Here is an 18,266-nt window from a genome sequence, read left to right as displayed (position 1 = left end):
CCCTGCGACCGAGGAGAATTCGGTGAAAGACAACAACGACATGCCCGGGCACTTGGCGCGCCGGTTCCAGCAGATCGCGGTGGCGGTGTTTCTGGCCGAGGTTGGCGAAGCCGGTTTCGACCTCACGCCGGTGCAATACGCAGCACTTGCGACCATCAAGGCCAATCCGGGGCTCGACCAGGTGACGCTCGCAGGATTGATCGCCTACGACCGCACCACCATCACCGGCGTCATCGACCGCCTCGTCCAGAAAGGCCTTGCCGAGCGCCGCGCCTCCAGCCGCGACCGCCGCGCCCGCGAGCTCGAGATCACCGACGAGGGCCGACGCACGCTGCGCAAGATCACGCCGGCGGTGGAGTCCGCCCAGCGCGTCATGCTGCGCGGTCTCAGCGCGAAGGAAGGCGAGGAGCTGATGCGGCTCCTGCACAAGGCCATTGCCGCCGGCAACGAGCTCAGCCGCGCCCCGCTGCGCGAGGTGCAGGCATAACCCCCGTATTTCCATCCGTAATTGTCGCAGTGCCGCGAAACCTGGAACTAACCTTCGGCTGCTACGGTCGACAACATTCGGCGTTTAATGCGCGATTAACTTTGCCGCTCGGGAGTTTCGGATGTTCAGGTTCCTCATTGCGGCGACGGCCATCGCGCTCTCGGCCGGTCCCGCGCTTGCCAACGGCCATGGCGGCGGCGACCCTGCTCCGCCGAAGCCCGAGGCCACGACCGCACCGGCGAAGGTGATCCTGACCAAGCAGGGCCCCACGCTCGTCGACCTCAAGGGCATGACGCTCTACACTTACGAGCGCGACACCACCGGCAAGACGTCGAACTGCAACGGCAAGTGCGCCGAGAGCTGGGTACCGCTCCCCGCAACGGTCGACGCCAAAGCCATCGGCGACTTCACCGTGATCAGCCGCAACGACGGCAGCAAGATGTGGGCGTACCGCTATCGTCCGCTCTACACCTCGCCGGCTGACAAGGCGCCAGGCGATGCCAACGGCAATGCCACGACGCTGCAATGGCGCGTCGCCCGGCCTGAGAACTAGGTCTCAACCGGCAGCCCTGCCCACGACGAAAGTCTCGTGAGCCGTGGACTGACCGATCGCACTGCGCTTAGCCGCGCCAGCTAGACCCCGCATCGACCCGCGCGTTCTGCCCGGGCGGCAGCACCACCACCGTCGCATTCATCTTCACCCGGTCGAACAGATCGATCACGTCCTCGTTGCGCATCCGGATGCAGCCGGACGAGATCGCCTGCCCGATATATTCCGGCTGGTTGGTGCCGTGGATACGGTAGAGCGTGTCCTTGTTGCCGAGGTAGAGATAGATGCCCCGCGCGCCCAGCGGATTGGCGGGGCCACCGGCGACGCGCGCTGGATATGGCCCGAGCCGCGCCTGGATGTCCGCTGTCGGAACCCAGTCGGGCCATTCCGCCAGACGACCGACGCGCGCAACGCCGGAGAAGGCCATGGCTTCCTCGCCGACCGCGACGCCGTAGCGGATCGCCTTGCCTTCGGGCAGCACGAAATAGAGGTAGCGCGCATCGGTATCGACCAGGATCGTGCCCGGCTGCTCCTTGCGCGGATAGTCGACGATATGACGGAGATATTGCTCAGGCACGTTCGCCTGCGCGTAGGGCGTGTGCGCAAGCAACTGCCGGTCGCGCGGCGTCATGCTCGCATCCGTCGATGGAGAAAGCGTCGTCTGCATGCAGCCGGCAAGCGGAAGCATGGCAATGACGAACAATACGATAAGAGATTTTGGCACCACCGGCCCCCCGATAGCGGATAGTTGCGCTCCCAGCGACGCCAGATGCTGCCCAAATCGTGCTGAAAACAAGGCGGAGGGAACACGTGCGCGTGTTCGACTGGCCTGGTTCCATCACCACAAACGGCGAAAGAGCGTCGCACAGTCTCCATCCCCTCGCCTTGCTTTGGTCAAACCCGGCTGGACTCGTGCGTCATGTGCTTGACTCATCAGATTTGGGATGAGTCGACCTCAACAGATCGGCTCGCGCCAATGCGGACGACCACTACTTTAAACACTCGCGTTTTAAAGGAGCCGCAATGCTCGCGACGCTGAACTCCAGGCAAATCGTCGATGAGATCGTGAAGGACACGGTCAAGGACAACGATCCGCATGACGCCATTCAGATTTCACCCGACATGGTGCTGGCTTCGCGCCCCATCAGCGTCGCGCCCGCGTTGGCCCCTGAGATCGCAACCCGTCCAGAGCCGAAAATAGATCCGAAGTTCGCGCCGGAGCGCACCATCAATCCGGAGCCGAAGTTCAGTCCCGTCCTGGAGCCGCAGACGGCAGTGCCCTCGGTCGACACCGCCGTGCGCGTCGCGGCCAGCGACGATCGCAACCGGCAGAAGCGATCCTCCGCCGGCAAATGGCTGCGCCGCGCGTTCGTGACGATGTTGCTTGCGGGCGGAAGCGTGGGCGCCGCCGTCGCCTGGGAGAAACATGGCGACACGGCCAGGCAGATGCTCGCCGAATGGAAACCAGCATTGACTGCGTTGACCTCGCTGCTGCCTTCGACATCGCGAACGGCGGCGCCAGTCACCGCCGCGCCGGTCACCGCCGCACAGGCCGCGCCGCCCGCGGAGCAAGCAGCGACGGACCAAGCGGCCGATCAATCTGCCCAATCTGCGACGCCGCCTCCGGTTCAGGTTGCAGCAGCCGCGCCGGTCGCAACGCAGTCCGATCCCGCGCAATCGGTACAATCGCAGTCGGTACAATCGATGACGCGCGATCTCGCAGCGATGGCGCAGCAGATCGAAGCGCTCAAGGCCAACATCGCCGAGTTGAAGGCCGGGCAGGAGCAGATGGCGCGCGAGATGGCCAAACCGCCCGCGCCAAAGCCGGTGGCTGAGGTCAAGCCGGTCGATCCGCGCGCGCGCGTGTCGACGCTCCCGCCGCGGTCTCCGGCGCCTCCGGTTCGCAAGCCGAAGCCGGTCGTGTCGCAGACCTACATGCCGGCCTATTCGCCTGCGCCGCCTGCACCTTCGCAGGCTGCCGCGGTCGCGCCGACAGCAGCACCGGTCGCCACGACGCAAGCCGTTGCCGATGACGACGGACCTGTCGTGCGTCCGCCGATGCCGCTGCGCTAGACCAGGCGCGGGCGTAGCGTCGCTGTCGCGACATCGTCCAAGCTGTCCGAGTCGATGCGTTGCGTTGAGTCCGGGCAATTACGGAGACCGATATTTCGATCGTCTTCCGTCAAGAGAAAAGGCCGTCGGGATTTATGCCGCCGGCCTTCTCTTGCAGCTGCCGGTTCCCGGAGCCCGGTTCTGCTGCAATTCCATGACTTATGATCACGTCGACATATTTAATAAAATCTTAACGCGCGCGAATGCTGCACATGATTTCTGCGCCATAAGCACAGAGATTGCGCGACCCGTTCATTCGAAAATATCGACTCAGTGGTATCATCCGAGATGTGTTGAGACTTCCACTGAAGCTCAATTCGTCACACCGGGGAATTCGAATGCCCTACTATTCCTTCGATCTCGTGGTTGGTGAAGAGTTCAAGAACCAGGGTGGAATCATCCTCGAAGATATCGAGGTCGCTTCCGATCGCGCCGTTCAATTGGCTACCGAGCTGTCGCAGGTGAAGCCGGAGTTGCAACGGAAGGGGTGCGCGGTGCGCGTCACCGATCGCGATCACAAGGAGGTCTATCGCACCCCGCTCGATCCCGTGCCGGCCTGGCGACGCTAGGCCACAACGTTTTCGAGCGATTTGGAAACCGGTTCGCGCAAATGCGCGTCGAACCGAGCATCAAGAGCACCGTTTCGATTCATCGGAACGGGGCTTTAGTCGTCCAGCTCCGGCGGCTCGAACCAGTTCGTCAGCGACAATCCGCCGTCCACGACGAAGGCTGCGCCGGTGACGTAACCCGAGAGCTTGTTCGACAGCACAGCAAGCGCCATCGGCGCGAGGTCCTTGGCCTCGCCGAGACGCCCGAGCGGGATGTGCTTCGCCAATGAGGCATCGGCAACGAATCCGCCCGCCGCGATCGCGCCGGGCACCAGCGCGTTGACGCGGATGTCGTGACGCCCGAGCGTCTTCGCGAGCTCCTTCACCAGCATCGCCATCCCCGCCTTCGCCGTCGAGTAATGCGGCAGGTTGCGCGGCGTGCCCGCGTGCAGCGAGGTGAGAAACAGGAACGAGCCCGGCCGTTTCGCCGCGATCAGCCGTTTTGCCAGCCCGCGCGCCAGATGGAATCCGGCATCGAGATTGACGGCATGCATCTCCTGCCAGGTCTTGCGGTCGACCGCGAGCGCATGGTCGGCCTCCCGCCGTGGCGGCGATGCGCTGTGCACGAAATGCGAGACCTCGCCGAGTGCCTCTGCGGCGGCCAGCAGGGCGTCGCAAGCGTCTGACCTTGCGAGATCGCCGACCCACGGCACCGCCAGTTCAGGCCTGCCGCTCGCGCTGATCGCCGCACTCACCCGTTCCAGGCTCACATCGGCGAACACGGTCCGAACGCCCTCGCCGACAAGCGCCTGCGCAATTGCGCGGCCGATGCCGTTGCCTGCGCCGGTGACGAGGGCCGTGTCGCGTGCGGGGTCGAACGGCGTGCTCAACAGGCTCATGTCGCTCTCCGTGGCCAGGACGGGGTGACGATAGCGCACCGCACCGGGGAGCGACAAATACGTCCCGGCACCATTGCGGAGCGGCCTGCCGGACGCTAGCCTCCCAAAAAACGGAGGAGATACCAAGGATGCGCACCGGTTTCCTGATCGCAGGTCTGTTACTGCTCGCCGCGCCGGCCCAAGCCGCGGACCATCCGCGCTCGACCTATGTGACGATGGTCTTGCAGGCCTTCGCCGCCAGGGTCGAATGCCCGAACACCGATCTCGTTTATCAGGACCTCGTGCAGAAGGCGCAGCAGATGCAGCTGCCGGACGGCACCACCGAGAAGGTGCGCAAGGCGATCGCCTGGATGCACACCGGCGGCAAGATGGGCGAGAAGCAGGACGACGATTTGATGGCCGAGGTCGCGGTCGCGACGCAGGCGACCGACATGGACCAGCGCCGCCTCGGCATGCCCGGCTGGTGCGAGGCCCAGAAGACCAACCTTGCCGGCCTGATCCGCAGCAAGGGCGGCTAGGCGCTCTCTCGCGGCGTTAAGCACGCCGCGGCGGAACCGTCGCGGCGGCTAACTATCGTCATAATCCTCGACACCATGCGGCCTCTTTGAATTCGAACAGGAGAGCTCACATGCGGAGTATCCATTTCGTTTTCGCCGGCGCATTTGCGGCCGCCACGGTGCTGACCGCGCCCGCCCTGGCGAAGAATTCCGATGCCCAGAAAGGCGAGGAAAAATCCACCTCGACATCCTGTAGCGCCTACCAGCAGGCGCCCGACGGCTCGTGGGAACCGCTTCCCTGCAAAGAGACAGGCGAGCGCCCCCAGCCGCAGACACAAAATCGCACTTCGCAGCCGGGCGCCGACCGCGGGGAACGCTGAGCGCGCTCGCGCTTGCCGCGTGTTATTAGCTGTTGGCCGGCCCGCGGATGATCTTCATGGCGTCCTCGATGTGACGCCACTCCTTGGCCTCATCGGCCTCGCCGCGGCCTTCACAGGCCTGCGCCTGTTCGGCCGCCTTCGCAATCGCAGCGAAACCATGCTTTTCCAACATCTGGCGCGCGATGGTGTGGACCTGGAGCTCGGATATCATGGGCGCTCTCCTGTTCAGGAAACCGCAGCGCCTGCCTCGGCTCTCCGCGGTCTCTGACAACGATTTCGGCGCAGGACCCGTTCCGCCCACGGCCGATCACATCGGCAGGCCTGGAATTCGAGCTGACGAGGAAGCAAGACAAAGGCGGTCCGCTATGCCCAGCGAACCGCCTTTTCACCCACCCCAAACTGGAAGTCTTCGGCCGCGTCCCCTACCCGACCGCCGCGCGCTTGCGCTCCAAATCGTTCGGCACCTCGATATCGACCTCCAGGGTCGACACCTCGTCGCCGCGCTCCAGGCGCACGATGACCTTGGTCGGATCCAGCGTGACGTGCCTGGACACAACGGCGAGAATTTCCTCACGCAGCACGCCGAGCAGGTCGGGCTGGCCGCGCAGTCCGCGTTCATGCGCAAGCAGGATCTGCAGCCGTTCGCGTGCGACGGGTGCCGAGGCCTTCTTGCCGCGGAGAAGCCGAAGCAGACCCATGCTCATGCAGCCCTCCGTCGCAGCAGGCGATCCATGAAGCGCCTGCGTTCAGCCGGCACCTGCATCGGCACGGTGTCACCGCAAAGCCGCCGCGCCGCGTCGATATAGGCCCGGGCCGGTGCGCCGTCCGCGTTCGACAGCGTCACCGGCGTGCCGACATTGGAGGCCTTCAGCACGTCCTGGCTCTCGGGGATGATGCCGAGCAAGGGCGTGGCCAGGATCTCGAGGATGTCGTCGATGGTCAGCATCTCACCGCGCGCGGCGCGTGTGGCATCGTAGCGGGTGATGAGAATGTGCTTCTGGACGTGGTCGCCCTTCTCGGCCCGCACCGTCTTGGAATCGAGCATGCCGATGATGCGGTCGGAATCGCGCACCGAGGAGACTTCCGGATTGGTGACGATCACGGCCTCGTCCGCAAAGCGCATCGCCATGGAGGCGCCGCGCTCGATGCCGGCCGGGCTGTCGCAAATCACCCAGTCGAAGCGGTCGCGCAAATCGTCGATGACCTTGCCGACGCCCTCTTCCGTCAGCGCATCCTTGTCGCGGGTTTGCGAGGCCGGCAGCAGCCAGAGATTCTCCAGCCGCTTGTCGCGGATGAGCGCCTGCGGCAGCTTTGCGACGCCCTGCACCACGTTGATGAGATCGAACACGACGCGGCGTTCGGCGCCCATGACGAGGTCGAGGTTGCGCAGGCCGACGTCGAAATCGACGACGACGACCTTGTCGCCGCTCTGTGCCAGCGCAGCCCCCAGCGCAGCGGTCGTCGTGGTCTTGCCGACCCCGCCCTTGCCTGATGTCACGACCAGTACCTTACTCATCTGAAATGTCTCCTTTGCTGGTCAGTCCAGTGCTGTAATTCGCATGGTATTCCCCTGCAGCCAGGCCTGCGCCGGCTTGCCGCGCAAGGCGGCGTCGATGTCGTCCGCAGTCTGGTAAAATCCATCAATTGCAAGCAGTTCAGCCTCGATCTTCTGACAAAAGATGCGGGCGCTCGTGTGCCCGTTGACCCCCGCCATGGCGCGGCCGCGCAGGGCGCCGTAGATGTGGATGGAACCGCCGGCGACGACTTCGGCGCCGGAGCCGACCGAGCCCAGAATGGTGACGTCGCCTTCCGGGAAGATCACGGTCTGGCCCGAGCGCACCGGGCTTTCGAGCAGGAGCGAGGTCGGCTTGGTTACGGCCTTCGCCTCGGCCTTCTTCGGCGCGCTCGGCTCGACCACGCAGCTGCGCCCGCCCGAGAGCAGCGGCGGCATGGTCGGCGTCAGCCGGCCCTCCTCCACCCCCTCGATCCCGAGCACCCGGATGTTCCGGTCGTGAAGGCTGCTGAGCAGATGGCCGATGCCGGACTGGCTGAGATCGACCGAGGACAGATCGATCACCACGGGCCGGCCGGCGAAGAAGCCCGGCGAGCGCGCAATCGTGGCGTCGATCTCCTGCAGCCAGTCCTGGATCGGGACCGTCGGCACGAACACGAAGGCCACGTAGGAGCGCCCGCGCAGGCGCACCATTTGGCGTTGGACTTTTGCTGCAGCCTCCATAGCGGCCGACTCGATCCTTGTTATTGAATGGTTAACGATGCGGCGGATTTGGTTAATGGCTGGTTAATTTCTCCGTGGAGTCACATGGGGGTGGCTGGCTCGCGGCAGGGCGCTCTCGCCCAGCACGCCACTGTCATGCCCCGGCTTGACCGCGGCATCAGTACGCCGCGGCTTATCCGCATCACGGCACGGCCTCTGGAATACTGGATCGCCCGCCTTCGCGGGCGATGACACTGAGAATGTCGAAGCACTGACCCCTTGGTCTCCTCATTGCGAGCGCCGCGAAGCAATCCGGCCTGCTTCCGCGGAGAGACTCTGGATTGCTTCGCTACGCTCGCAATGACGCCGTAGAGGCGGCGTGCGCCCCCCTGCCCACTCACCTCGCGCCGTCCATTGTGATTGCAGGACCGATCATCCGGATTGACACGGTGGTGACATCTGGTTTGGATCCGCCTCCCCCGTGGACGGAGCCGATCATGTCAATTCAGTCTTCCATCAGGCGCAAGACCGCGCCGGACATCCGTGCACGCAAGCAAGGCGAGCCGATCGTGATGCTGACGTCCTATCACGCGCATACGGCCGCACTGGTGGATCGGCATTGCGACGTCATCCTGGTCGGCGATTCCCTTGGCAACGTCATGCACGGCTTCGAAACGACGGTGCCGGTTACGCTCGACATGATGATCCTTCAGGGCGCCGCGGTAATGCGGGGCTCGAAGCAGGCGCTGGTCGTGGTCGACATGCCGTTCGGCTCGTATGAAGCCTCCAGGGAGCAGGCGTTCAACTCCGCGGTGCGGATCATGAAGGAGACGCAATGCGGCGCGGTGAAGCTTGAAGGCGGCGTTCGCATGGCGGAGACGATTGCATTCCTGTCCGGGAGCGGCATTCCGGTGATGGGTCATATCGGCCTCACGCCGCAATCCATCAACACGCTCGGTTCGTTTCGTGCCCAGGGGCGCAACGAGGTGGACTGGGGCCCGATCGAGGACGATGCGAAGGCCGTCGCCGATGCCGGTGCATTCTCGGTCGTTGTCGAAGCCGTGGCCGAACCGTTGGCGCGCAAGATTACGGAGACGATTGTGATCCCCACCATAGGCATCGGTGCGAGCGCAGCCTGCGACGGTCAGGTGCTCGTGCTCGAGGACATGCTCGGGCTGTCGCCACGAACCCCGAAATTCGTCCGGCGCTACGGCAATCTTGGTCCGGCCATCGAAGCGGCGATCGAAGGGTATGCCACCGACGTGCGGTCACGCGCCTTTCCCGGGCCTGAACACGTCTACGAGATGAAGAAAAGCTGACGATGCGCAGCAAGCGGTCAGGCACCGCTCACGGCTCCCCCTACTTCTTCACCTTGCTCGCGTCCATCTTGACGGCGGGATCCAGCATCTTGGTCGTGAACGCCGTGGTCACGTCGAACGGCTTCTCCATGCCGAGATAGGTCTGGACCAGCTCATAGTCCTTCTTCATCCGCTCGCCGTCGATCCAGCCGAGACCCTTGGTGGTCGTGAACTCGTCGGTCATCAAATACTTGATGCGCTCCCACTGCCGCTCCTGGTTCTCCTTGTCGAGACCGGAGACCTGGTCGAGCAGCGCCTTCAGGCACGGCGTGACGTCGGCGACGCAAGCCGCAAAGGCCTTCTGCGAGACGCGCACGAACTCCTCGACCAGCTTGGGATTCTTCTGGAGATAGGCGCCGTTGACGATCAGCGAATTGCCGTAGGGGTTGAGCCCGATGTCCTTCCAGTTGACGAAGCCGAGGTCGGGCCCGAACTCGATCACCTTGAGATCGTGCTCGTTGTAGAAGTCGCTGATGATGTCGACGGTATGGCTCTTCAGCGCTGCGATCTTCGCGGTCGGGCCGATATTGACGAAGCTGACGGCATCAGGCGCGATGCCTGCGGCCTTCGCAAAGGCCGGCCACATCACGCGCGAGGCGTCGCCGGGCGGGTTGCCGATCTTGTGGCTCGGAAAATCCTTCACGCCATTCACGCCGTAGCTCTTCAGCCAATAAAACGTCTGGCCGGTGTTGGCGTAGATGCTCATCAGCGCGACATCGTCCGCGCCCTTGCTCTTGGCGACCAGCATGGTGGCGAGATCGGCGATGCCGAAGGCTGAGCCGCCCGAGCCGACCTTGGCGGCGGAGACGCCGGAGCCCTTGCCGACCTCGATGGTCAGGTCGATGCCGGCCTTCTCGAACCAGCCCTGCGCCTTGGCGTAATAGAACGGCGAATGGTCGGCCGTCGGCGTCCAGTTCAGGATCAGATTGACCGCCTCGCCCGCGCTCGCCGGCACCGCCGGCACACCGAGCATCAGGGCCAATGCCAAAGCCGAGCCCGCAGCCTGCAAACGCTTCATCGCATCCCTCCTCATTGCCGCGACCCGGCTTGTCGCTCTCCCCGTGTGAGGATACCAATGCAACAAGCCGCCCTCGACTTGTCAACTGTCTGGTTGGAAATGCCCGCAAAACGTTCAGGCGACACCGTGCCGCAGCGGCGCGATCCCGTCGCCACCCGCAAGAAGCTGCTCACCGCGGCGCGCCTGGAGTTCGCCCGGCACGGCTTTGCCGGCGCCCGCGTCGACGAGATCGCCGAGCGCGCGGGCGTCAACAAGCAGCTCGTCTACCACTACTTCGGCGACAAGGACGCGCTCTATCTCGCCGTGCTCGAATGGGTCTACGCCGACATCCGCGAGCAGGAGCGCCAGCTCAACCTCGAAGGCCTGCCGCCGGAAAAGGCGATCCGGAAGCTGATCGAGGCCTCGTTCGATTACCTCGCGACGAACCCCGATTTCATCGTGCTTCTGAACGACGAGAACCGCGGCGGCGCCCGCCACGTCCGCGGCTCGACGCGGCTGGAGGCAATGCATTCGCCGCTGGTGAAGAGCGTCTCCCACATCCTCCACGAGGGCGTCCGCGCCGGCATGTTCCGCAAGGGGATCGATCCGATCCAGCTCTATATCTCCATCGCGGGCCTCAGCTATTTCTATCTCTCCAACACGCCGACGCTGTCGGCGATCTTCGGCAAGGACCTGTCGAGCCGGGCGGCAAGGCGCGCCCGCCGCAGGCATGTCGTCGACCTCTTGCTGCATTCGCTCCGGCCTTAATCAACCAACTGGTTGAAACTTCCCGCAAGGCCGGTTAGGCTGACGAACAGCGGCAAGGTGGCCGCTGGCAACAGGGAGCAACCGGTGACCGGAGACGGCGCACGCACCTCGCGCAGCTTTGCGATCATTCTGATCGTGCATCTCGCCGTGCTCGTGCTCTGGCAGGTCGCGGTCGATGCCTTCCATGTACCGAAATTCATCCTGCCCTCCCCGCTCGCGACGGTGCAGACGCTGGGCACCGCGAGCTATGCCTGGGGCGCCAACACGCTGGTCACGGCGATCGAGATCCTCGGCGGCTTCGCGCTCGGCGCGTTCGTCGGCGTCGCGCTGGCCGTGATCTTCAGCTGGGCACCGCTGCTCAGCCTCGTGCTGCTGCCGCTGTTCGTGACGATGAACATGATCCCGAAGGTCGCGCTCGGCCCGCTCTTCATCGTCTGGTTCTCCTACGGCATCGTGCCGAACATTCTGATCGCCTTCAGCATCTGCTTCTTCCCGATCCTGCTGACCACCGCGCGCGGCCTGCGCGAGGTCGAGCCGGACCTGCTCGATCTCGTCAAATCGCTGCGCGGTTCGCGCTGGACGCTGTTCCGCAAGATCCAGTTGCCGGGATCGCTGCCTTACGTGTTCTCCGGCATGAAGGTCGGCGCCATCCTCGCGGTGGCCGGCGCCATCGTCGGCGAGTTCATCGCCTCCGAGCGCGGGCTCGGTTATCTCATGATCCAGGTGCAGTCGTCGCTCGACACGCCCGCGATGGTGATGGCCGTCGTGCTGCTGACCCTGCTCGGCGTCGCTCTCTACGGCCTGGTCCTCGCCCTCGAACGCATGTTCGTGGTCGGCGACACGAGGCAAACTTGAAACGGCAGAACTAACGACAAGGACCGATCCATGCTGCTCAGCCGCCAGACACTGCCGAAGACGATCCCGGATATCGCAGCCCTCGACGATCTCCTGTGCCGGCCGACCCAGGCGCTGATCGACGACCTCAAGAAGGTCGAGGGTGACATCATGATCCTCGGCGTCGCCGGCAAGATGGGACCGACGCTGGCGGGGCTCGCGAAAGCCGCCGCACCCGATCGCCGCGTCATCGGCGTCGCCCGCTTCAGCGACGCGAGCGTCAAGGACTGGCTGCACGCGCGCGGCGTCGAGACGATTAGTTGCGACCTGATGGACGAGAGCGCGATTCAGGCCCTGCCGAAGGCGCCGAACATCGTCTTCATGGCCGGCCGCAAGTTCGGCGCCGAGGGCGACCTGTCACTGACCTGGGCGATGAATGCGCATGTGCCGGCGCTGGTCGCGCAGGCCTTCCCGACGTCGCGCATCGTGGCGTTCTCGACCGGCTGCATTTATCCCTTCGTCCCCGTCGACGGCAAAGGCGCGACCGAGGACATGGCGCCGAATCCGCCCGGCGAATACGCCCAGTCCTGCGTCGGCCGCGAGCGCATGTTCGAGTATTTTTCGCGCAAGTTTTCGACGCCGGGCCGGCTGTTCCGGCTTAATTACGCGATCGACATGCGCTATGGCGTGCTGCACGATATCGCCACGAAGGTGCTGACGGGCACCCCGATCGATGTCAGTCTCGGCCACGTCAATTTCATCTGGCAGGGCGATGCGTCCGCGCAGGCGCTGCGGTGCCTTGCGCATTGCACCGCACCGACCTCGCCAATCAATGTCAGCGGCCACGAGATTTTGGCGGTGCGCGATCTCGCAGCAAAATTCGGCGCGCGCTTCGGCCGCGCGCCGGTGCTGACAGGCAAGGAAGAACCGACGGCGTGGCTCACCGACACGTCGAAAGCTGTCGAGCTGTTCGGCCTGCCGGTGGTCGACACCGAGCAGTTGATCGCCTGGACCGCGGACTGGGTGTCCCGCGCCATGCCAAGCCTCGGGAAGCCCACCAAATACGAGGTGCGCGATGGACGCTACTGACGGTCCGCCCATCCTCAAGCTCGCCGTCGACGACGCGATCGCCGGGCTGGTGCTGTCGACGGAAGCGCAGTGGAACCAGACCGAGGAGGACTGGCGCGTTTTCCTGCGCGATGGCGTCGTGTTCGGTATTCGCGACGGCATGCGGCTGGTCGCGACCGCAGCGCTGCTGCCCTATTCCGGCAACAACGCCTGGATCAGCATGGTGCTGGTATCAGGCACCCATCGCCGCCGCGGCCTCGCCACCCGTCTCGTCGATGCCTGCCTGGAAACCGCGCGCAAGAACGGCCTGACGAGCTGGCTCGACGCGACGCCCGACGGCGCCGCGGTCTACGGCCCGCTCGGCTTCACGCCGACGCTGCAATTGCGCCGGCTGAAGCTGGTGAAATCCGGGCGAGCCGCAGCCCCACCGTCTTCATCGGCAACCATCGATGCGCTGCGGGCGCGGGACCGGCGCGCGACCGGTTTCGACCGCACCGCGCTCCTCTCCGCCATCGCCCTGCGCTCCGGCTCGCGGATCGTCGCAGCGCATGGCGCCATCGCGCTGGTTCGCGACGGCCGAACCGCGCGCCATATCGGGCCGTTGTTTGCCAACAATGCCGCGCCGGCGCTGGCCCTGGTTCATGCGATCGCGCGCTCCGAGACCGGCCCGGTTCTGATCGATGCCGTTGCGTCGCAAGCCGCATTCCTGGACGGATTGACCGCCTCGGGCTGGATCATCGAGCGGCCGTTCCAGCGCATGCGGTTCGGCCCCGCCACCACCGCTGCCAAGGAAACGCCATTCGCCGTTGCCGGCCCTGAATTCGGATAGGACATCATGCACCACAGCCAGATCAACAGCGACGTCCGCAAGCTGATCGCCGACGGCACCGTGCTGCCGGCGCACCCCCTCGCGCTCACGGCGGAGCGCCAGCTCGACAAAAAGCATCAGCGCGCGCTGACGCGCTATTACGTCGACGCCGGCTCGGGCGGCCTTGCGGTCGGCGTCCACACCACGCAATTCGCGATCCGCGATGTCGGTCTCTATCGTCCGGTGCTCGAACTCGCCGCCGAGACCGCAGCCAACTGGACCAGGCGACCGCTGGCGATGGTCGCAGGGCTCGCCGGTCCAACAAGCCAGGCAATGGCTGAAGCCCGCACCGCGCGCGATATCGGCTATCACGCAGGGCTTCTCAGCCTCGCCGCGATGAAGAGCGCCTCCGAGGATGAGATCATTGCGCATTGCACGGCGGTCGCCGCCGAGATCCCGCTGGTCGGCTTCTATCTCCAGCCGGCCGTCGGCGGGGTCGTCCTGTCGAGCCGGTTCTGGCAGCGCTTCGCCGCGATCGACAATGTGATCGCGATCAAGATCGCGCCGTTCAACCGCTATCGCACGCTCGACGTGTTGCGCGGCGTCGCGGCGGCCGGTGCGCTCGATCGCGTCGCGCTCTACACCGGCAATGACGACCACATCCTGCTCGACCTGATGCTGCCGTTCGATCTCCGCGACAACGGCATCACCACGCGCACCTATTTCAAGGGCGGTCTGCTCGGCCATTGGTCGGTGTGGACCGCCAGCGCCATCAAGCAGTTCGAGCGCTGCAAGGCGGCGCGGCACAAGGAGGCCGTGCCGGCCGATCTGCTCGCCCTCGATGCCCGCGTCACCGACTGCAACAGCGCCTTCTTCGACGTCGCCAACAATTTTCACGGCTGCATCGCCGGTTGCCACGAGGTGCTGCGGCGTCAGGGCCTGATGCAGGGCCTGTGGTGCCTCGACTCGAACGAGGGCCTCAGCCCCGGCCAGAAAGAGGAGATCGACCGCGTCTATCGCGAGCACGCCGACCTCGGCGACGATGCGTTCGTCGCCGCCAATCTGAGCAAATGGCTGGCATGAGCGCCGAGCCCTTCATCAGCCTGAGCGGCGTCCGAAAGGTCTATCGCAGCGGCGGCGCCGAGTTCCTGGCGGTATCGGACGTCACGATGGACGTGCAGGAAGGTGAGCTCGTCTCGCTGGTCGGCCCCTCCGGCTGCGGCAAGACCACGGTGATGAAGATTTTGGCCGGCCTGCACGGCGCCGACGGCGGCACCGTCAGAATTGGCAATGCCAAAAGCCCGTTCGATCCGACCCGCGACATCGGCATGGTATTCCAGCAGGCACTGCTGCTGAAGTGGCGCACCATCCTGGACAACGTGCTGTTGCCGGCCGAGATCGTTGGCCTGCCGATCAAGGCCGCGCGCGAGCGGGCGCGCGATCTGCTCAACCTGGTCGGGCTTGCCGGCTACGAGCAGAAATATCCGCGAGAGCTCTCAGGCGGCATGCAGCAACGCACCGCGATCGCGCGGGCCTTCATTCACGATCCAAAACTGATCCTGATGGACGAGCCGTTCGGCGCGCTGGACGCCCTGACGCGCGAGCAGATGAATCTGGAGATGCTGCGGATCTGGCGCGAGAGCGGCAAGACCATCATCTTCGTCACGCACTCGATCCAGGAAGCCGTGTTCCTGTCCTCGCACTGCGCCGTGCTGACGGCGGGCCCGGCGAAGATGGCCGACTACTTCCCGATCGACCTGCCCTTCCCGCGCGACCTGCCGCTCAAGACGACCGATGCATTCGGCGCCTATGCGCGGCGGATCTATGCGAAGCTGGGTTTGGGCGCGGCGTAATTCACCACACGATAGAATCCGTAGGGTGGGCAAAGCGAAGCGTGCCCACCATTGCACTTGACGCAAAGAACGTGGGCACGGCGCAAGTGCGCCTTTGCCCACCCTACGAGAGCGGGGCACGACGTAGTCACCGCGCCCTGCTCGTCATCAAGTCTTATTTCGCATCTTGCTGAGCAGATAGTTGTCGTAGAAGTTTTCCGCGATCTGCGTGTAGAACAGCAACTCCTTCATATAGGCGTCGTGGCTTTCCTTGGTGCGCTTGAACAGGTCGCTCTTGGCGGCGAGCTCGTTCAGGTGCTCTTGGGTCGCGTTGTAGCAGGCCTCCAGCACCGGCTGCGGGAACGCCTTCAGTTCCGCGCCGTTGGCGATCAGCCGCTTCAGGGCCGCCGGATTCACGCTGTCGTATTTCTCCAGCATCCAGGCGCCGGCCGCCGAGGCAGCCTGATTGACGATCGCCTGGTACTGTTTCGGCAAGCTCGCCCACTTCTCGTCATTGACGATCATGTGCAGCATCGCGCCGCCTTCCCACCAGCCGGGGAAGTAATAGTACTTCGCGACCTTCTGGAAACCGAGCTTCTCGTCGTCATAGGGACCGACGAATTCAGCGGCGTCGATCGAGCCCTTCTCCAGCGCCGCATAGACGTCGCCGCCGGCGAGCTGCTGTGGCACGATGCCGAGCCTGGCCAGCACATGGCCGCCCATGCCGGCGATGCGGAATTTGAGACCCTTGAGATCGTCGACGGTCTTGATCTCCTTGCGGAACCAGCCGCCCATCTGGGTGCCGGAATTGCCGCAGAGGATGGCGTGCGTCTTGAACGGCTTCAGCGCCTCGTTGGTGAGGTCGGCGCCGCCGCCGAAATGCCACCAGGATTCCTGGTGGCGGTGGTTCATGCCGAACGGCGCGCCGGTCGCGTAGGCCAGCGCCGGCTCCTTGCCGATGTAGAAATACAGCGGCGTCTGCGCCATCTCGACGGACGCGACGCTGACGGCATCGAGCGCCTGGAGGCCGGGGACGAGCTCGCCGGCCGCAAAGGTCTGGATCTGGAATTTGTTGTCGGTGGCTTCCGCAACGTATTTCGCAAAGGTCTGCGCCGTGCCGTAGATGGTGTCGAGCGACTTCGGGAAGCTCGAGGTCAGGCGCCATTTGATCTCGGGCGCGCCTTGCGCAATCGCAGGTGCAGCAACCAGCGTCGTCGCGCCGGCGACCGCGCCGCCCTTGAGGAATGTACGGCGTTTCATGTTGGGGTCTCTCCCTGGGAGTAAGTTTCAAACATATCGGCGTCTGGCCACGGTCTTCGCGGACCGTTTGCCCGTTCCTATAGCGGAGTTCAAGCTGGGAGCGGAAGGCCTGCCGGCGTCCGTAGCCCGGATGGAGCGCAGCGCAATCCGGGCGACGAGAGCGCGTTGAAAGGCCGCTCAGAGCAGCTTCGCGCTCACGAACAGCGCGCGCACGGCGTTGGTCGCCTGCACCGCGAGCATGGCGTTGTCCGCCGCGCCTTCGAGCGCCGCGACCGCCTCTTCATGGAGCGAGCGGAATTCCATCCACTCGACCGATTTGAAGTTGGTGAGGAATTGATAGGCTTGGCCGACGGTCGCAATCGCCAGCGTGTCGCCATTCAGCTTGATCTTGAACGTCGTACGCAGCGGGGTCTCGGAACTCTGGGGATCACTCATGGGCTGCTTCTGGAGGATGACGGCTTAACGAAGGGGAAACGGCAGCCCCGCCGTTCGGCAAATATCAGGAGTCGGTGCTGGCGCGTTGCGCGGCTATCGCCGATCCACTCAGGCTCGGCACCACGACCAGGCGGTTGAACTCGCCATTGTCCCAGGCCTTGAGGAAACGATCATAGTCCTTGATCGAGACGCAGCCGTTGGAGTCGCCGCGCGGTCCGAGCATGTAGCTGTGGGTGAGCAGCCCGACGCGGCCAAGCGCGCTGGTACCCTCGGTCGGCGTCAGGCGCAGCGCGCGGATGCCGTGGAACAGCTTTTCACGCGGCTTCAGATCGTAGGTCGCGGGCGGGGTCGCACCCACCATCCGCTGGTCGACATGCTCCGGGTCGTCCATCAGCGCGCCCATGCCCGAATGCGCTTCCAGGGCGACGCCGCTCGGCAGGTAAAGCGCCTTGGCCTTGATGTCATAGACCGCCGTGCGCGAATCGTAGCCGAGGGCGGCGAGGTCCGGCGCCTTGGCGAACAGGCCGTCGCCAGGAGTCAGCGAGGCCAGCTTGATCTTGGCTGTAAACTTCTCGAAGAAATTGCGGTTGTCGACCCTCGGATTGGTCTCGGCATAGGCCTGGCTCGAGGCAATCTGGGACGCGAGGTCTGCCTGGGCCGGGCGCGAGCGCGGCACCGGGATGACGTCGGCGCGCTGCGACGGCCTGGTCTCGTCAACCACGTGCCGGTCGTCATCGGTCAGGGTCGAGCCGGTCAGGGTCGAGCGCCAGTCGTCGCCCTGGAGTTTTTGGGCCAGCATCGCTTTGGCGTCGCGCAGCTTGAGCTGGACCGCGCTCACCGCCGAGCGCTCCAGCGACCGCAGGCCGAAGTCACGGGCGGGCGGGCTGCTGGATACCGAAGCGAAACGGTCGTCAAACGAAGGGCCATTGGCCGGAGGCAGTGCGGTGGCCGGAGGCAGTGAGGCGGTGACCAGCGGCGTCGAATCGCCGATGTCCGCGACCCAGGCGGCAGCTCCCAGTGCCAGCGCGACGGCTGCCAAAGACAGCAGTATCGTCTCCGCTCGCCCAATACGGCGGCGCGACAACAGCCTTTCGGCGCTTGCGCGGTCGGAAACCATCAGATCCCCAAATCGACCCCCGGAGGGCCCAACCCCCGTCCGGAGACTCTATACCAGCTATCGCATTGGGAGCCAAAAGTTAGGCATAATCGCGGCCGGCA

At 64.9% G+C, this 18,266-nt stretch carries 23 protein-coding genes; 13 read left to right on the top strand and 10 right to left on the bottom strand.

The window, feature by feature from the left end; translation table 11 throughout:
- The first annotated feature begins 22 nt into the window (after window positions 1–22).
- Both ACKWRH_RS19870 and ACKWRH_RS19865 read left to right on the top strand, forming a co-directional pair.
- Window positions 23–487, top strand: a complete 465-nt coding sequence (locus tag ACKWRH_RS19870) for a MarR family winged helix-turn-helix transcriptional regulator (protein ID WP_445221966.1) — start codon at window positions 23–25, stop codon at window positions 485–487.
- Window positions 488–608: 121 nt separating this feature from the next.
- Window positions 609–1,040, top strand: coding sequence for a COG4315 family predicted lipoprotein (locus ACKWRH_RS19865; protein ID WP_247310940.1), 432 nt, complete (start codon window positions 609–611; stop codon window positions 1,038–1,040).
- 67 nt (window positions 1,041–1,107) lie between these two features.
- On the opposite strand, the gene ACKWRH_RS19860 is transcribed toward ACKWRH_RS19865, so the two are convergent.
- Window positions 1,108–1,725, bottom strand: coding sequence for a L,D-transpeptidase (locus ACKWRH_RS19860; RefSeq protein WP_445222443.1), 618 nt, complete (start codon window positions 1,723–1,725; stop codon window positions 1,108–1,110).
- A gap of 335 nt (window positions 1,726–2,060) precedes the next feature.
- Between ACKWRH_RS19860 and ACKWRH_RS19855 the strand changes: the two genes are divergently transcribed.
- Together ACKWRH_RS19855 and ACKWRH_RS19850 are read left to right on the top strand one after the other, a co-directional pair.
- A complete protein-coding gene (locus ACKWRH_RS19855) occupies window positions 2,061–3,110 on the top strand; it encodes a hypothetical protein (protein WP_445221965.1) in 1,050 nt (349 codons plus the stop codon).
- A gap of 377 nt (window positions 3,111–3,487) precedes the next feature.
- The gene (locus tag ACKWRH_RS19850) at window positions 3,488–3,718 is read left to right on the top strand and encodes a DUF6894 family protein (RefSeq protein ID WP_445221964.1); all 231 of its coding nucleotides are present in this window, start codon (window positions 3,488–3,490) and stop codon (window positions 3,716–3,718) included.
- 95 nt (window positions 3,719–3,813) lie between these two features.
- Here the strand turns inward: ACKWRH_RS19850 and ACKWRH_RS19845 are convergent, their stop codons facing one another.
- Window positions 3,814–4,596, bottom strand: coding sequence for an SDR family NAD(P)-dependent oxidoreductase (locus ACKWRH_RS19845; RefSeq protein WP_445221963.1), 783 nt, complete (start codon window positions 4,594–4,596; stop codon window positions 3,814–3,816).
- 128 nt (window positions 4,597–4,724) lie between these two features.
- Between ACKWRH_RS19845 and ACKWRH_RS19840 the strand changes: the two genes are divergently transcribed.
- On the top strand, window positions 4,725–5,114 hold the full coding sequence (locus ACKWRH_RS19840; RefSeq protein WP_028151781.1) for a hypothetical protein: 390 nt from the start codon (window positions 4,725–4,727) through the stop codon (window positions 5,112–5,114).
- Between the two features lie 110 nt (window positions 5,115–5,224).
- Entirely contained in the window at window positions 5,225–5,473 is a 249-nt protein-coding gene (locus ACKWRH_RS19835) for a hypothetical protein (RefSeq protein WP_445221962.1), read from the top strand.
- 25 nt (window positions 5,474–5,498) lie between these two features.
- Here ACKWRH_RS19835 and ACKWRH_RS19830 read toward each other — a convergent pair whose 3' ends face one another.
- From ACKWRH_RS19830 to minC, 4 genes are all read right to left on the bottom strand, one after another.
- Window positions 5,499–5,684 carry a hypothetical protein gene (locus tag ACKWRH_RS19830; RefSeq protein WP_445221961.1) on the bottom strand — a complete coding sequence of 62 codons (186 nt, stop codon included), beginning with the start codon at window positions 5,682–5,684 and terminating at the stop codon, window positions 5,499–5,501.
- 211 nt (window positions 5,685–5,895) lie between these two features.
- The gene (gene minE / locus ACKWRH_RS19825) at window positions 5,896–6,177 is read right to left on the bottom strand and encodes a cell division topological specificity factor MinE (protein WP_063983590.1); all 282 of its coding nucleotides are present in this window, start codon (window positions 6,175–6,177) and stop codon (window positions 5,896–5,898) included.
- A complete protein-coding gene (gene minD / locus ACKWRH_RS19820; RefSeq protein WP_445221960.1) occupies window positions 6,174–6,989 on the bottom strand; it encodes a septum site-determining protein MinD in 816 nt (271 codons plus the stop codon). The genes minE and minD overlap by 4 nt, the downstream gene beginning before the upstream one ends.
- Window positions 6,990–7,010: 21 nt before the next feature.
- Window positions 7,011–7,709 carry a septum site-determining protein MinC gene (gene minC / locus ACKWRH_RS19815; protein ID WP_445221959.1) on the bottom strand — a complete coding sequence of 233 codons (699 nt, stop codon included), beginning with the start codon at window positions 7,707–7,709 and terminating at the stop codon, window positions 7,011–7,013.
- 476 nt (window positions 7,710–8,185) lie between these two features.
- Here minC and panB point away from each other — a divergent pair, with 476 nt between their 5' ends.
- The gene (gene panB / locus ACKWRH_RS19810) at window positions 8,186–9,007 is read left to right on the top strand and encodes a 3-methyl-2-oxobutanoate hydroxymethyltransferase (RefSeq protein WP_445222442.1); all 822 of its coding nucleotides are present in this window, start codon (window positions 8,186–8,188) and stop codon (window positions 9,005–9,007) included.
- A gap of 40 nt (window positions 9,008–9,047) precedes the next feature.
- Here the strand turns inward: panB and ACKWRH_RS19805 are convergent, their stop codons facing one another.
- Window positions 9,048–10,064, bottom strand: a complete 1,017-nt coding sequence (locus ACKWRH_RS19805) for an ABC transporter substrate-binding protein (RefSeq protein WP_445221958.1) — start codon at window positions 10,062–10,064, stop codon at window positions 9,048–9,050.
- A 99-nt stretch (window positions 10,065–10,163) separates the two neighbouring features.
- Here ACKWRH_RS19805 and ACKWRH_RS19800 point away from each other — a divergent pair, with 99 nt between their 5' ends.
- The 6 genes from ACKWRH_RS19800 (at window position 10,164) to ACKWRH_RS19775 (ending at window position 15,374) form a co-directional block, all read left to right on the top strand.
- Complete coding sequence (locus tag ACKWRH_RS19800; protein WP_028151788.1) at window positions 10,164–10,811, top strand: TetR/AcrR family transcriptional regulator; 648 nt, start codon at window positions 10,164–10,166, stop codon at window positions 10,809–10,811.
- 84 nt (window positions 10,812–10,895) lie between these two features.
- Entirely contained in the window at window positions 10,896–11,666 is a 771-nt protein-coding gene (locus ACKWRH_RS19795; RefSeq protein ID WP_445221957.1) for an ABC transporter permease, read from the top strand.
- 30 nt (window positions 11,667–11,696) lie between these two features.
- On the top strand, window positions 11,697–12,734 hold the full coding sequence (locus ACKWRH_RS19790; RefSeq protein WP_445221956.1) for an NAD-dependent epimerase/dehydratase family protein: 1,038 nt from the start codon (window positions 11,697–11,699) through the stop codon (window positions 12,732–12,734).
- On the top strand, window positions 12,721–13,542 hold the full coding sequence (locus tag ACKWRH_RS19785; protein WP_445221955.1) for a GNAT family N-acetyltransferase: 822 nt from the start codon (window positions 12,721–12,723) through the stop codon (window positions 13,540–13,542). The genes ACKWRH_RS19790 and ACKWRH_RS19785 overlap by 14 nt, the downstream gene beginning before the upstream one ends.
- Window positions 13,543–13,548: 6 nt before the next feature.
- Window positions 13,549–14,604 (top strand): dihydrodipicolinate synthase family protein, encoded by a 1,056-nt coding sequence (locus tag ACKWRH_RS19780; protein ID WP_445221954.1) that lies wholly within the window; start codon window positions 13,549–13,551, stop codon window positions 14,602–14,604.
- Window positions 14,592–15,374 (top strand): ABC transporter ATP-binding protein, encoded by a 783-nt coding sequence (locus tag ACKWRH_RS19775; protein WP_028151793.1) that lies wholly within the window; start codon window positions 14,592–14,594, stop codon window positions 15,372–15,374. Before ACKWRH_RS19780 ends, ACKWRH_RS19775 begins: the two co-directional genes overlap by 13 nt.
- Window positions 15,375–15,521: 147 nt before the next feature.
- On the opposite strand, the gene ACKWRH_RS19770 is transcribed toward ACKWRH_RS19775, so the two are convergent.
- From ACKWRH_RS19770 to ACKWRH_RS19760, 3 genes are all read right to left on the bottom strand, one after another.
- Window positions 15,522–16,613: a TRAP transporter substrate-binding protein gene (locus ACKWRH_RS19770; RefSeq protein ID WP_445221953.1), complete on the bottom strand. Its 1,092-nt coding sequence runs from the start codon at window positions 16,611–16,613 to the stop codon at window positions 15,522–15,524.
- 177 nt (window positions 16,614–16,790) lie between these two features.
- Complete coding sequence (locus tag ACKWRH_RS19765; RefSeq protein WP_014495671.1) at window positions 16,791–17,048, bottom strand: hypothetical protein; 258 nt, start codon at window positions 17,046–17,048, stop codon at window positions 16,791–16,793.
- A 64-nt stretch (window positions 17,049–17,112) separates the two neighbouring features.
- A complete protein-coding gene (locus tag ACKWRH_RS19760; protein WP_445222441.1) occupies window positions 17,113–18,096 on the bottom strand; it encodes a DUF2778 domain-containing protein in 984 nt (327 codons plus the stop codon).
- Window positions 18,097–18,266: the final 170 nt, after the last annotated feature.

The sequence above is a fragment of the Bradyrhizobium sp. Pa8 genome (assembly GCF_052588265.1).
The sequence above is the reverse complement of the archived record's forward strand: the minus strand, read 5'-3'. Positions and strand labels throughout refer to the sequence as shown.